The organism is Pseudomonas acericola (SeqCode), from assembly GCF_053456465.1.
Map to the genome: position 1 here is coordinate 522025 of NZ_JBRFJB010000004.1, position 12675 is coordinate 534699.

12 protein-coding genes and 1 riboswitch are annotated in these 12675 nt (G+C 61.5%); of the genes, 5 read left to right on the forward strand and 7 right to left on the reverse strand.

Going from position 1 to position 12675, the window contains the following annotated elements; genetic code table 11:
- Positions 1-4: 4 nt before the first annotated feature.
- Positions 5-355: a RidA family protein gene (locus tag ACU688_RS18670; RefSeq protein ID WP_124527291.1), complete on the forward strand. Its 351-nt coding sequence runs from the start codon at positions 5-7 to the stop codon at positions 353-355.
- A 24-nt stretch (positions 356-379) separates the two neighbouring features.
- Positions 380-1282, forward strand: a complete 903-nt coding sequence (locus ACU688_RS18675; protein ID WP_448185890.1) for a transporter substrate-binding domain-containing protein — start codon at positions 380-382, stop codon at positions 1280-1282.
- A 143-nt stretch (positions 1283-1425) separates the two neighbouring features.
- Here ACU688_RS18675 and ACU688_RS18680 read toward each other — a convergent pair whose 3' ends face one another.
- Together ACU688_RS18680 and ACU688_RS18685 are read right to left on the reverse strand one after the other, a co-directional pair.
- On the reverse strand, positions 1426-2145 hold the full coding sequence (locus ACU688_RS18680; RefSeq protein ID WP_448185891.1) for a 16S rRNA (uracil(1498)-N(3))-methyltransferase: 720 nt from the start codon (positions 2143-2145) through the stop codon (positions 1426-1428).
- A gap of 135 nt (positions 2146-2280) precedes the next feature.
- Complete coding sequence (locus ACU688_RS18685) at positions 2281-3687, reverse strand: adenosylmethionine--8-amino-7-oxononanoate transaminase (protein ID WP_448185892.1); 1407 nt, start codon at positions 3685-3687, stop codon at positions 2281-2283.
- A 250-nt stretch (positions 3688-3937) separates the two neighbouring features.
- Between ACU688_RS18685 and ACU688_RS18690 the strand changes: the two genes are divergently transcribed.
- Both ACU688_RS18690 and ACU688_RS18695 read left to right on the forward strand, forming a co-directional pair.
- On the forward strand, positions 3938-4489 hold the full coding sequence (locus tag ACU688_RS18690; protein WP_448185893.1) for a cytochrome b: 552 nt from the start codon (positions 3938-3940) through the stop codon (positions 4487-4489).
- A gap of 32 nt (positions 4490-4521) precedes the next feature.
- On the forward strand, positions 4522-5100 hold the full coding sequence (locus tag ACU688_RS18695) for a YceI family protein (RefSeq protein WP_159958029.1): 579 nt from the start codon (positions 4522-4524) through the stop codon (positions 5098-5100).
- Between the two features lie 250 nt (positions 5101-5350).
- Here ACU688_RS18695 and rhlE2 read toward each other — a convergent pair whose 3' ends face one another.
- From rhlE2 to ahcY, 5 genes are all read right to left on the reverse strand, one after another.
- On the reverse strand, positions 5351-7240 hold the full coding sequence (gene rhlE2 / locus ACU688_RS18700; protein WP_017735707.1) for an RNA helicase RhlE2: 1890 nt from the start codon (positions 7238-7240) through the stop codon (positions 5351-5353).
- Between the two features lie 222 nt (positions 7241-7462).
- Positions 7463-8254, reverse strand: coding sequence for a substrate-binding periplasmic protein (locus tag ACU688_RS18705; RefSeq protein ID WP_448185894.1), 792 nt, complete (start codon positions 8252-8254; stop codon positions 7463-7465).
- Positions 8255-8317: 63 nt separating this feature from the next.
- Positions 8318-9400 (reverse strand): hypothetical protein, encoded by a 1083-nt coding sequence (locus ACU688_RS18710; protein ID WP_448185895.1) that lies wholly within the window; start codon positions 9398-9400, stop codon positions 8318-8320.
- Positions 9401-9484: 84 nt separating this feature from the next.
- Positions 9485-10330 carry a methylenetetrahydrofolate reductase [NAD(P)H] gene (gene metF, locus ACU688_RS18715; RefSeq protein WP_124527283.1) on the reverse strand — a complete coding sequence of 282 codons (846 nt, stop codon included), beginning with the start codon at positions 10328-10330 and terminating at the stop codon, positions 9485-9487.
- A 206-nt stretch (positions 10331-10536) separates the two neighbouring features.
- Positions 10537-11946 carry an adenosylhomocysteinase gene (gene ahcY, locus ACU688_RS18720; protein ID WP_017735703.1) on the reverse strand — a complete coding sequence of 470 codons (1410 nt, stop codon included), beginning with the start codon at positions 11944-11946 and terminating at the stop codon, positions 10537-10539.
- Positions 11947-11967: 21 nt separating this feature from the next.
- A riboswitch (S-adenosyl-L-homocysteine riboswitch) is annotated at positions 11968-12074 on the reverse strand.
- Between the two features lie 198 nt (positions 12075-12272).
- Between ahcY and ACU688_RS18725 the strand changes: the two genes are divergently transcribed.
- Entirely contained in the window at positions 12273-12665 is a 393-nt protein-coding gene (locus ACU688_RS18725; RefSeq protein WP_016977737.1) for an acyl-CoA thioesterase, read from the forward strand.
- The last annotated feature ends 10 nt before the right edge of the window (positions 12666-12675 follow it).

Below are 12675 nucleotides of genomic sequence, written 5' to 3' on the forward strand. Positions count from 1 at the left end.
AGCCATGACCATCAACCGAATCAGCAGCAACGACCGACTGTCCGGTGCCGTCACCTTCAAGGACCTGGTGTTCCTTTCGGGCCAGGTGCCGGGTGACGGCCTGGACGTGGCCACGCAAACCCGCGAAGTGTTGGCCAAGATCGACGCGCTGTTGGCCCAGGCCGGCAGCGACAAGGACCATCTGCTGAATGCGACGATTTACTTGAAAGACATCGGCAGTGGTTTTGCACCGATGAACGAGGTGTGGAGTGCATGGCTGTCGCCGGGCATGGCGCCGACGCGCACCACCCTGCAAGCCGAACTGGCCCGCCCGAGTGTGCTGGTGGAAATCAGCGTGATCGCTGTACGTAACTAACTCAAAGACCAACGGAGAATAACAATGAAAAAGATCCTGTTGACCGGCTGCACCCTGGGGCTGTTGTTGGGCGCACAGGCCCAGGCGAACCAGGCACCGCTGGACGGCGCGCTGGCCAAGATCGCCAGCGCCAAGTCCATCACCTTGGGTTATCGCGATGCGTCGGTGCCGTTTTCCTACGTGGGTGATCACAGCGGTAAGCCCATGGGGTATTCAGTGGAGCTGGCGAACAAGATTGTCGAGCGTGTCCAGCAGAAAACCGGGGTGGCCGACCTGAAGGTGAAGTACAACCTGGTGACCTCGCAAACCCGCATCCCGCTGGTGCAAAACGGCACGGTGGACCTGGAGTGCGGCTCCACCGGGGTGACCGCCGAGCGGCAGAAGCAGGTGGCGTTTTCCTACGGGTTTATCTATGTGAAGGGCCAGTTGCTGACCGGCAAGGACAGCGGGATCAAAGGCTTTGCAGACTTGGCGGGCAAGAACGTGGTCACTACGGCTGGCACTACCAACGAGCGGTTTCTCAAGAGCTATAACGCCGAGCACAAAGCCAATATGTTCGTGATCAGCGCCAAGGACCACGGCGAGGCCTTCAAGATGCTGGAGACGGGCCGCGCAGCGGCGTTCTACATGGATGACGCGTTGCTCTACGGCGAGCGCGCCAAGGCCCGCGATCCGCACAATTGGGTGGTGGTGGGCGAGGAGCAATCCCGGGAAATCTACAGCTGCATGGTGCGCAAGGATGACCCGCAGTTTCTCGCGGTGGTCAACGAGACGCTGGGTGATTTGTATCGGAGCGGGGAGATCAATGGGATTTACCAGCGCTGGTTTGAACAGCCGATTCCGCCGAAGGGCTTGAACCTGGAGTTCCCGATGACCAGTGAGTTGAAGGCGATTATTGCCAAGCCGGTGAGTGATCCGGTGGAGTGATGGGGTGATTTGGTAACCCAATCCAACTGTGGGAGCTGGCTTGCCTGCGATAGCGGTGGTTCAGTCAGCACATCTTTTACTGATACACCGCTATCGCAGGCAAGCCAGCTCCCACAGTTCTGATTGGGTTTGCAAAGTTTGGTTTAGAAGTCGCCCCACAGTTGTTGGGCTACGGCCAATGCAACGACGGGCGCCGTCTCGGTACGCAACACCCGCGGCCCAAGGCGCGCGGCGTGGTAACCGGCGGCTTGGGCAACTTCGACTTCGCCATCGGTCAACCCACCCTCCGGCCCGATCAAAAACGCCAGGCTCGACGGCTTGGCATGGCTGACCATCGGCTCCGCCACCGGGTGCAGCACCAGCTTCAAATCCGCTTCGGTCTGCTTCAACCAGTCCGCCAGCAGCAGCGGCGGGTGAATCACCGGCACTGTCGAACGCCCGCATTGCTCGCAGGCGCTGATCGCCACCTGGCGCCAGTGCAGCAGGCGTTTGTCGGCGCGTTCGTCCTTGAGGCGTACTTCACAGCGCTCGCTGAAAATCGGCGTGATCGCGTTGACGCCCAGCTCGGTGGCTTTTTGAATCGCCCAATCCATCCGCTCGCCACGGGACAGGCCCTGGCCGAGGTGGATGTGCAGGGGGGATTCGGTCTGGCCGTCGAAGTGTTCGGTGAGTTGCACGGTGACGCGCTTTTTGCCGACTTCCAGCAGGCTGCCGAGGAATTCCTGGCCGGAACCGTCGAACAGTTGCACGGCGTCGCCTTCGACCATGCGCAGTACGCGGCTGATGTAGTGCGCCTGGGCTTCGGGCAGCTCAACGTCACCGAGGCTCAGCGGGGTGTCGGTGAAAAAACGGGACAGTCTCATTTCTGTTCTCTGCAAAATTCTGTGTAGGAGCGAGGTCACTGTGGCGAGGGAGCTTGCTCCCGCTGGGCTGCGTAGCGGCCCCCAGATTTTGGGAGCGCTTCGCACTCCAGCGGGAGCAAGCTCCCTCGCCACACATCAACCGGGGTCGCGGAAGCCTGGGTGGAAATCTTTTGGCACCGCAACACTGACACTGCTGTTAGTGGCGATATCGATCCCTTCACTGGCCACCTCGGCCAGGAAGTCGATCTGCTCCGGCGTAATCACATACGGCGGCAGGAAGTACACCACGCTGCCCAACGGCCGCAACAGCGCGCCGCGTTCCAGGGCGTGTTCGAACACCTTCAAGCCACGGCGTTCCTGCCACGGGTAGGCGGTCTTGGTGGCTTTGTCCTGGACCATTTCGATGGCCAATACCATGCCGGTCTGGCGTACTTCCGAGACGTGGGGGTGGTCCACCAGGTGCGCGGTGGCGCTGGCCATGCGCTGGGCCAGGGCCTTGTTGTTTTCGATGACGTTGTCTTCTTCGAAGATATCCAGCGTCGCCAACGCCGCCGCGCACGCCAGCGGGTTGCCGGTGTAGCTGTGGGAATGCAGGAAGGCGCGCAGGGTCGGGTAGTCGTCGTAGAAGGCGTCGTACACGTCATCGGTGGTGACCACGGCCGCCAGCGGCAGGTAGCCGCCGGTGAGGGCCTTGGACAGGCACAGGAAGTCCGGGCGGATGCCCGCCTGTTCACAGGCGAACATGCTGCCGGTGCGGCCGAAGCCCACGGCGATTTCGTCGTGGATCAGGTGCACGCCATAGCGGTCGCAGGCTTCGCGCAGCAGCTTGAGGTACACCGGATGGTACATGCGCATGCCGCCGGCGCCCTGGATCAGTGGCTCGATGATCACGGCGGCGACGGTGGCATGGTGCTCGGCCAGGGTCTGTTCCATCACCTGGGCCATCGTGCGCGAGTGGTCTTCCCAGCTCACGCCTTCAGGGCGCAGGTAGCAATCCGGGCTTGGCACCTTGATGGTGTCGAGCAGCAGCGCCTTGTAGGTCTCGGTAAACAGCGGCACGTCGCCCACCGACATCGCGGCGATGGTTTCGCCGTGGTAGCTGTTGGTCAGGGTGACGAAGCGCTTTTTGTTCGGCTGGCCACGGTTGAGCCAGTAGTGAAAGCTCATTTTCAGCGCGACTTCGATGCACGATGAACCGTTATCGGCGTAAAAGCACCGGGTCAGGCCCTCGGGCGTCATCTTGACCAGGCGCTCGGACAACTCGATCACCGGCTGGTGGCTGAAACCGGCAAGGATCACGTGTTCCAGTTGGTCGACTTGGTCCTTGATGCGCTGGTTGATGCGCGGGTTGGCATGACCGAAGACGTTGACCCACCAGGAACTGACGGCGTCGAGGTAGCGCTTGCCTTCGAAGTCTTCCAACCACACGCCTTCGCCCCGTTTGATCGGGATCAGCGGCAGTTGCTGGTGGTCTTTCATCTGGGTGCAGGGATGCCACAGCACCGCGAGGTCGCGTTGCATCCACTGGTTATTCAAGCCCATCGTTCATCTCCTCGAAGCCACAATCGCGCAAGCCTATGCAATGGGCGGCTGTGTCACAACCCATTACGGATGAATTGGCAGTAAACGCAGGACGGTCTGTCACGTTTCTTCGGGATAGTCCTTAATCCGAGGTTAATTTAGGCTTCATACCCTCAAGATCGCATTTCTCGATATTTCAAAGCGAAATTTTCCGCTTTAATTCGATAGGTAACGCGCTAGTCTTGGGCGCAGCTCTTACGGGATTAAGTACATGCAGTTACGCAATTCACCGGCCCGCTACGGCTGGGTCAGCATGGTTTTGCACTGGGGCGTGGCCCTGGTGGTGTTTGGCTTGTTCGCGTTGGGTTTGTGGATGGTCGGCCTCGACTACTACAGCGCCTGGCGCAAAGACGCACCGGACCTGCACAAGAGCATTGGCATCACGCTGTTCGCCATCATGCTGGTGCGCATCGTCTGGCGCCTGGTCAGCCCGCCGCCACCACCGCTGGCCAGCTACAGCCGCATGACCCGCCTGGGTGCCGCGTTTGGCCACGGGTTCCTGTATCTCGGGCTGTTTGCCGTGATGATCGCCGGTTACCTGATTTCCACCGCAGACGGTGTCGGTATCCCGGTGTTTGGCCTGTTTGAGATTCCTGCCGTGGTTTCCGGGCTACCGGACCAGGCAGACACAGCGGGCGTGGTGCACTTGTACCTCGCCTGGGTATTGGTGGTCTTCGCCGGCTTGCACGGCGTGGCCGCACTGAAACACCACTTCATTGACCGTGATGTGACCCTGACGCGAATGCTGGGGCGCAAAGCCTGATGTTCAACCTCGACTCACAAGGAATAGAAAGCATGTTGAAAAAGACTCTCGCCGCTCTGGCACTTGGTTCTGCGCTGTTGTCCGCAGGTTCGGCGATGGCCGCTGACTACAAGATCGACAAGGAAGGCCAACACGCCTTCATCGATTGGAAAATCAGCCACCTGGGCTACAGCTTCATTCACGGTACCTTCAAGGATTGGGATGGCACGTTCAGCTGGGATGCCGCCAAGCCTGAAGCCAGCAAGATCGCCGTCGATGTGAAAACCGCCAGCCTGTGGTCCAACCACGCTGAGCGTGACAAGCACATCGCCAGCAAAGACTTCCTGGACGTTGCCAAGTTCGCCGACGCCAAGTTCGTGTCTACCGCGGTTAAATCCACCGGCGACAAGACGGCTGACGTGACCGGCGACCTGACCTTCCACGGCGTGACCAAGCCTGTGACCTTCAAGGCCACGTTCAACGGCGAAGGCAAGGACCCGTGGGGCGGCGAACGTGCTGGCTTCAACGCGAAAACCACGGTCAACCTGAACGACTTCGGCATCAAGGGCCCAGGTCCTTCTTCGCAGACCGTTGACCTGGACATCTCGCTGGAAGGCGTGAAGCAGAAGTAATTTCTGTTGTTACACGAAAAAACCGGATCCTGAGATCCGGTTTTTTTATGTCTGGAATGCGGTCACTGTGGGAGCAGGTTTGTGTGGGAGCTGGCTTGCCTGCGATAGCATCACCTAGGTGCTACTGACACACCGAGGTGCCCGCATCGCAGGCAAGCCAGCTCCCACAGAAGAGCCTGATCGCTTTTGCAGAGGCAAAAAAAATGCCCCGCATCGTGAGAAGCGGGGCATTTTTATGCGGCGTTGAAACTCAGCGGTTGCGAGTCAGCAGCGCTGGTTTCTCACCACGAGGGCGGCCTGGCAGTTGATCCAACTGCTCAGGTGTCGGGAAGCGATCAGCCTTCGACTCCTTGTGGATGATCTTTGGCGCCGGGCCACCGCGCGGGTTCTGCACCGCTGGCTCGGACGAACGAGGCTGGTCGTCACGGGCCGGGCGGCGGTTGTTGCTGCGCGAGTCTTCGCGACGGGCCTGGCCATCACGTGGCGCACCGCTGCGTGGGCCGCTGCGCTTGGCCGGTGGCGTACCGGTGGTGCCGCCGCTGCTGTTGCGCGGTGCGTTCTGACGACCGCCCTGCGGCTGGCCGCTGCGTGGCGCACCCGCGCCTGCGCCCTGTGCCGGGGCACCTGGACGACGGCCACGGCCCTGGGCCGGTTTGGCCTGGGGCACGTAGTCAACGCGGTTGCCGAAGTTGTCCACGTCATCGTCGAGGAACTCGTCCGGGGCGCGGTCAGCGGCGGCGCGTGGTGGCTGTTGGCTCGGCTGGCGCTGTTCGCGGGCCGGGGTGCCTTCACGGGGCTTCTGCTCGCGGGCTGGGCGTTCGCCACGGCCGTTGGTTGGCGCTTTGTCTTTGCCGCCCTTGTCCTTGCCCTTGTCGCGACGACCACCGCCACCACCGCCGCCGTTCGGGCCATCGCCCTTCGGACCGCGTGGGTTGCGTGGGTTACGCACGTCTGGACGCTCGCGCACTTCTGGCTTTTCGGCCTCTACGGCGCTGGCATCGAAGCCCATCAGGTCGCCGTCGGCGATTTTCTGCTTGGTCATGCGCTCGATGCTTTTCAGCAGTTTTTCTTCGTCCGGGGCAACCAGGGAGATGGCCTCGCCCGAACGACCGGCACGGCCGGTACGGCCGATACGGTGCACGTAGTCTTCATCGACGTTTGGCAGCTCGAAGTTGACCACGTGTGGCAGTTGGTCGATATCCAGGCCGCGGGCGGCGATATCGGTGGCGACCAGGATGCGCACGCTGCCGGCCTTGAAGTCGGCCAGGGCTTTGGTGCGCGCGTTCTGGCTCTTGTTGCCGTGGATGGCGACGGCGGTGAGGCCGTGCTTGTCCAGGTACTCGGCCAGGCGGTTGGCGCCGTGCTTGGTGCGGGTGAACACCAGCACCTGTTCCCACGCGCCGGCGGTGATCAGGTGCGCCAGCAGCGCACGCTTGTGGCTGGCAGGCAGGCGGAACACGCGTTGCTCGATACGCTCGACCGTGGTGTTCGGTGGCGTGACTTCGATGCGTTCCGGGTTGTGCAGCAGCTTGCCGGCCAGGGCGGTGATGTCGTTGGAGAACGTGGCCGAGAACAGCAGGTTCTGACGTTTGGCCGGCAGGCGGGCGAGGACCTTTTTCACGTCATGGACAAAGCCCATGTCGAGCATGCGGTCGGCTTCGTCCAGCACGAGGATTTCCACGTGGGACAGATCGACGCTGCCTTGGCCGCACAGGTCGAGCAAACGACCCGGGCAGGCAACCAGTACGTCCACACCACGGGACATGGCCTGAACCTGTGGGTTCATGCCAACGCCGCCGAAGATGCAGGCACTGACGAACTTCAAGTCGCGGGCATACAGCTTGAAGCTGTCGTGCACCTGGGCTGCGAGTTCGCGGGTTGGGGTCAGGACCAGTACGCGCGGTTGGCGCGGGCCGTGACGCTGGGATTTGTCCGGGTGACCGTTGGGAAACAACCGCTCCAGAATCGGGAGGGCGAAGCCGCCGGTTTTACCAGTACCTGTCTGAGCCGCAACCATCAGGTCGCGACCTTGCAACACGGCGGGAATGGCCCGCTGTTGCACCGGAGTAGGCTCGGTATAGCCCGCTGCCTCGATGGCGCGGACTAAAGCCTCGGAGAGACCGAGGGAAGCAAAGGACATGAGTAATCCTGTTTTAGTTAGGGCTTGGCCCAAAGGGATAATCTTGCCGGGCGTGAATGACGCTTAGGGGAGCGTAATCCCGTCCGGTCCTGCTGCGTCTGGCGGGCACTCCACCGGCTCGCGCGGGGCTGAAAGCTGCGCAGTAGCGGGGTTGGGTGCCTTTTTCAAGACCTCAGCGGCCGGGCGTAAGCCTGGCGGAAAGGCCGGAGTATAACAGAGCAATCACGGCGCGCTGCTTTCCTGCTGCTCAACGGCGTGTTCAGAGGCCGTAATGGCTTGGAATCCACCGTATTTGGCGCTCAAGGCGATGTACGCCGGCTCCTGCTTGAAGCGCTTGAGCTCGGCGGCAAAGCGTTGCACCAGCAGGTCCATGCCGGCGCCACGGCGCACTGCGAGGAATTGCTGCTGGCGGCTGACCACCAGCGGCGCCTGGCTGACCTTGCCTTCCAGGCCCAATGCCTTGATCACATGCTGGCCGACGCGGCGGTCGGTAATCACCAGATCGATGCGCCCCAGCAGCAATTTGCCGAAGTTCGCTTCATGGCTGGGGGCCGGTTCGCGGTTGAACAGGCTGGAGCCACTGAACGCGTCGCCATACAGATAGCCCGGCGAAGTGCCGACGGTCAGGCCGCGCAGGTCGTCGAGGCTGTTGGCGGGGTGAGGGTGTTCGTTGGCATAGAACAGCACGAACTCGACTTCCGACAGCGGTTCACTGGGGTAGAGCAGCTGCGTGTCGCGCTCGTGGCTGTGGAAAATATCCAGCGCGCCATCGGCGTGGCCTTGGTCGAGCATCGCCAGGCAGCGCTTCCAGGGTAGGAATTGCCAATCGACATCGACCCCCAGACGTTGGAAGACGATCACCGTGGTTTCGTAGTCCAACCCGCGCATGCTGCCCTGGTCGTCGTAGACATAGGGCGCCCAGGGTTCGGTGACAATGCGCAGTTTCTCGCCATAAGCCGCCAGGCTCAGGCAAGTGAAAAGGGCAGCGGTCAACAACTTCAGAATGACGGGCATGCCCTGAGGTTACGACGCCCAAGCCTTAAAGAAAAGCTCTGGCACAAGCATCTGCGGACCGCGCTATTTTGTCGGCGAGGTCATCAGGTGTTCATAGATCGCCGCGCGGCGCTCGCCCAGAATCAGGCGCACCAAGGGGTTGGCGAACCAGTGCTCCAGTTGATGGGCATCCACCGGGCACTTCTGCCGCTCGGCCTGGTTTTGCTTGGCCTTGTCCCACCAAACCGGGCCGCACGCCTGGTCGAACTCGTTTTCGTGCTCGTAGCAGCCGTAGAGGATTTCGCGGATGAACTGCTGCTTGCGCTTGGGCAGGGCCAGGGTGATCAGCTTGTACATCAGGCGTTGCAGGCGCGGTGGACGTGGCAGGTGGGCAGAGACCTTGCGCGTGTCGGCCAGGGCGTGGGCGCTGGTGGGGGCGGCGGCGTGCTTGGCGATCCACGCCCTGACCTTGGCGCGGAACAGCTGCTTGCGGCTCCAGTAGTGGTGGATCAGGTCGGGGCACTGGCGCACGTTGACCGTGCGATAGGCGACCACCGACAGGCAGAACTCTTCCAGGGTGTAGGCGCCGTTGGCCAGGGGGAACAGCTCGTCCATCAAGGCGATGGAGCTGTCCAGCAAATGCGCGTCCTGTTGCGCCAGCCCCATCACGCCGGAATTGAGCAGCGGCATGTCGTCATCGGCCAGGCCTTTGTCGGCCAACAGCTGGGCCAGGGCTTCGTACAGCACGCTTTCGCGGTTATCGCCGTACTTGGCGTGGAACGCGTTGCACAACACGGTGCCGGGCGCGACGCGTTCGAACAGGGCCATGGGCGAGTCGTGGAAAAACGTATCGGTATCGATCAGCAGCGCACGTTCCGCGGTCTCGAGGACCTGGCGCAACAGCACGTGCTTGGTGCGGAAATGGTAGCCGTGGGGCTCACACCAGCGTTGGCGGGTGGCGTCGTCCAGGGTGTGGACGTGCACCGGCAGGTCGCGATACGGCGCGGGGTTGTCGCTGAACACCTGGATGTCCAGGGGCAAATCATGGGTGCCGCCCAGGTGGGACAGGGCACTGGCGATGCTGAATACCGCTTCCTGATGGTAGGTCTCGGCGCCGAATACCAGATAAACCAGCTGCGGGCGGGGAGTCGGGGATGCTGTATTCATGTACTGCTGGCTTCCATTCCGGGAGTATTTAAACGACAAAGGCCCTCGCGGTAACGAGGGCCCGGGTGCAACTGCGAACAGACCTTAGCGGGGCAGCTTGAGGTTGTTCCAGATTGCCAGGCTAGGGTCAGCCTGGTTGAGGGTATAGAAGTGCAGGCCGGGTGCGCCACCTTGCAACAAACGTTCACACATTTCGCTGATGACCTGCTCGCCGAACGCCTGGATGCTTTTGACGTCGTCGCCGTAGGCTTCCAGTTGCTTGCGGACCCAGCGTGGGATCTCGGCGCCGCACGCATCGGAGAAGCGCGCGAGCTTGCTGTAGTTGGTGATCGGCATGATGCCCGGCACGATCGGAATGTTCACACCCATGGCCCGGACACGCTCGACGAAGTAGAAGTAGCTGTCGGCGTTGAAGAAGTACTGGGTGATCGCGCTGTCGGCGCCGGCGTTGGCCTTGCGTACGAAGTTCTGCAGATCGTCTTCGAAATTGCGCGCCTGGGGGTGCATCTCCGGGTAAGCCGCCACTTCGATATGGAAGTGATCGCCGCTTTCTTCGCGGATGAAGCTCACCAGGTCATTGGCGTAGCGCAGCTCGCCGCTGGCGATGCCCATGCCGGACGGCAGGTCGCCGCGCAGGGCGACAATGCGCTTGATGCCGGCTTGCTTGTATTGGGTCAGCAGACCGCGCAGGTCGGCCTTGCTGTCGCCCACGCACGACAAGTGCGGAGCGGCGGGAACTTTGACTTCGCTTTCCAGCTGCAACACGGTGTTGATCGTGCGGTCACGGGTCGAGCCGCCGGCGCCGTAGGTGCAGGAAAAGAAGTCGGGGTTGTAGCTGGCCAACTGCTTGGCAGTCGCCATCAGTTTTTCATGCCCAGCATCGGTCTTGGTCGGGAAGAACTCGAAGCTGTAGCGACGGTCTTGGGACATGGTCGTATCCTTGGAAACTCGAAACTGGAAGGCTTGTGTGGGAGCGGGCTTGCATGTGGCGAGGGAGCTTGCTCCCGCTGGAGCGCGCAGCGCTCCCAAAATCTTGGGGCCGCTTCGCAGCCCAGCGGGAGCAAGCTCCCTCGCCACAACAAGCCCGCTCTCACATAAAGCCCGCTCCCCTTGAAAGGGAGCGGGCCGCAGGCAAATCAGTAGCGGTAAGCGTGCGGCTTGAACGGACCTTCAACGGTCACGCCGATGTAGTCGGCCTGGGTCTTGGTCAGTTGAGTCACCACGCCGCCGAAGCCGCGGACCATTTCCAGGGCCACTTCTTCGTCGAGTTTCTTCGGCAACACTTCCACGGTCAGGCGCTCGGCTTTCTGGGCTGGCGACAGGTCGGCGTATTTCTGGCCGAACAGGAAGATCTGCGCCAGTACCTGGTTGGCGAACGAGCCATCCATGATGCGGCTTGGGTGGCCAGTGGCGTTGCCCAGGTTAACCAGGCGGCCTTCGGCCAGCAGGATCAGGTAGTCGTCGTTCTGTGGGTCGAAATCGCCGGCGCCGGTACGGTGAACCTTGTGTACCTGTGGCTTCACTTCTTCCCATGCCCAGTTCTTGCGCATGAAAGCGGTGTCGATCTCGTTGTCGAAGTGGCCGATGTTGCAGACAACAGCACGCTTCTTCAGGGCTTTGAGCATGTTCGCGTCGCAAACATTGACGTTGCCGGTGGTGGTCACGATCAGGTCGATCTTGCCCAGCAGGGCTTTGTCGATGCTCGCTTCGGTGCCGTCGTTCTGGCCGTCGATGAACGGCGAAACCACTTCGAAACCATCCATGCAGGCTTGCATGGCGCAGATCGGGTCAACTTCGGAGACCTTGACGATCATGCCTTCCTGACGCAGGGACTGGGACGAACCCTTGCCCACGTCACCGTAGCCGATCACCAGGGCTTGCTTGCCCGACAGCAGGTGGTCGGTGCCGCGCTTGATGGCATCGTTCAGGCTATGACGGCAGCCGTACTTGTTGTCGTTCTTGCTCTTGGTCACCGAGTCGTTGACGTTGATGGCCGGGATTTTCAGCTCGCCCTTGGCCAGCATGTCCAGCAGGCGGTGTACGCCGGTGGTGGTTTCTTCGGTCACGCCGTGGACGCGGTCGAGGATGGCCGGGTATTTCTTGTGCAGCAGCTCGGTCAGGTCGCCGCCGTCGTCGAGGATCATGTTGGCATCCCAAGGCGCGCCATCTTTCAGGATGGTTTGCTCCAGGCACCACTCGTACTCTTCTTCGGTCTCGCCTTTCCAGGCATAAACCGCGATACCGGCAGCAGCGATAGCAGCGGCGGCCTGGTCTTGAGTCGAGAAAATGTTGCAGGACGACCAACGCACTTCGGCACCCAGGGCAACCAGGGTTTCGATCAGCACGGCAGTCTGGATGGTCATGTGGATGCAGCCGAGGATCTTCGCGCCCTTGAGCGGTTGCTCGCCGGCGTATTTGCGGCGCAGACCCATCAGGGCTGGCATTTCGGATTCGGCGATGAAGGTTTCGCGACGGCCCCAGGCAGCGAGGGACATGTCGGCGACTTTGTAGTCGGTGAAATCTGCAGGCGTGTTGACAGCGCTCATAGAGAGCCTCCATTCGTAGTGTGCGAATGGGCGCCGTTGTGCGTTTAGTATCAGGCCCGATAAACCAGGCCGGACAACGCCCCATCCGAGCCTGACAGGTTGAACCTGCTGCAGCGCCCCTCGGACAGGTGGCGGGAAAACGGTAACAAGTGGATATGACCGTTTTGAAACGGCGCCGATTATAGCCGTGTGCGTCAGACTTCCCAAGCCTTTCTGTCGGACACATGAAGATCCCTCATGGGCTTGATAGGCAATGCCTCATAGAGCTCTGGCGCGGCCTCTGCCATGATGTCGCCCATCATTCGGCAAGACGCTTTGGAGTGACCATGAACTTCCACACCCGCAAATGGGTAAAACCCGAAGACCTCAACCCCAACGGCACCCTGTTCGGCGGCAGCCTGCTGCGCTGGATCGACGAAGAAGCGGCCATCTACGCCATTGTCCAACTGGGCAACCAGCGCGTGGTGACCAAGTACATCTCCGAAATCAACTTTGTCAGCGCCTCGCGCCAGGGCGACATCATCGAACTGGGCATCACCGCCACCGAGTTTGGCCGCACCTCCATCACCCTGACCTGCGAAGTGCGTAACAAGATCACGCGCAAAAGCATCCTCACCGTGGAAAAAATGGTCTTCGTCAACCTCGGCGAAGATGGCTTGCCAGCCCCCCACGGGCGTACCGAGATCAAGTACGTGAAGGATCAGTTCCAGGACGAGTAATCCCGGCGGC

What these genes read in the sequence shown, in the direction of transcription:
- ACU688_RS18690 (WP_448185893.1), top strand. Translation starts at nt 3,938, where the DNA reads ATGCAGTTACGCAATTCACCGGCCCGCTACGGCTGGGTCAGCATGGTT.
- rhlE2 (WP_017735707.1), bottom strand. Translation starts at nt 7,240, where the DNA reads ATGTCCTTTGCTTCCCTCGGTCTCTCCGAGGCTTTAGTCCGCGCCATC.
- ahcY (WP_017735703.1), bottom strand. Translation starts at nt 11,946, where the DNA reads ATGAGCGCTGTCAACACGCCTGCAGATTTCACCGACTACAAAGTCGCC.
- ACU688_RS18675 (WP_448185890.1), top strand. Translation starts at nt 380, where the DNA reads ATGAAAAAGATCCTGTTGACCGGCTGCACCCTGGGGCTGTTGTTGGGC.
- ACU688_RS18705 (WP_448185894.1), bottom strand. Translation starts at nt 8,254, where the DNA reads ATGCCCGTCATTCTGAAGTTGTTGACCGCTGCCCTTTTCACTTGCCTG.
- ACU688_RS18680 (WP_448185891.1), bottom strand. Translation starts at nt 2,145, where the DNA reads ATGAGACTGTCCCGTTTTTTCACCGACACCCCGCTGAGCCTCGGTGAC.
- ACU688_RS18685 (WP_448185892.1), bottom strand. Translation starts at nt 3,687, where the DNA reads ATGGGCTTGAATAACCAGTGGATGCAACGCGACCTCGCGGTGCTGTGG.
- ACU688_RS18670 (WP_124527291.1), top strand. Translation starts at nt 5, where the DNA reads ATGACCATCAACCGAATCAGCAGCAACGACCGACTGTCCGGTGCCGTC.
- ACU688_RS18695 (WP_159958029.1), top strand. Translation starts at nt 4,522, where the DNA reads ATGTTGAAAAAGACTCTCGCCGCTCTGGCACTTGGTTCTGCGCTGTTG.
- metF (WP_124527283.1), bottom strand. Translation starts at nt 10,330, where the DNA reads ATGTCCCAAGACCGTCGCTACAGCTTCGAGTTCTTCCCGACCAAGACC.
- ACU688_RS18710 (WP_448185895.1), bottom strand. Translation starts at nt 9,400, where the DNA reads ATGAATACAGCATCCCCGACTCCCCGCCCGCAGCTGGTTTATCTGGTA.
- ACU688_RS18725 (WP_016977737.1), top strand. Translation starts at nt 12,273, where the DNA reads ATGAACTTCCACACCCGCAAATGGGTAAAACCCGAAGACCTCAACCCC.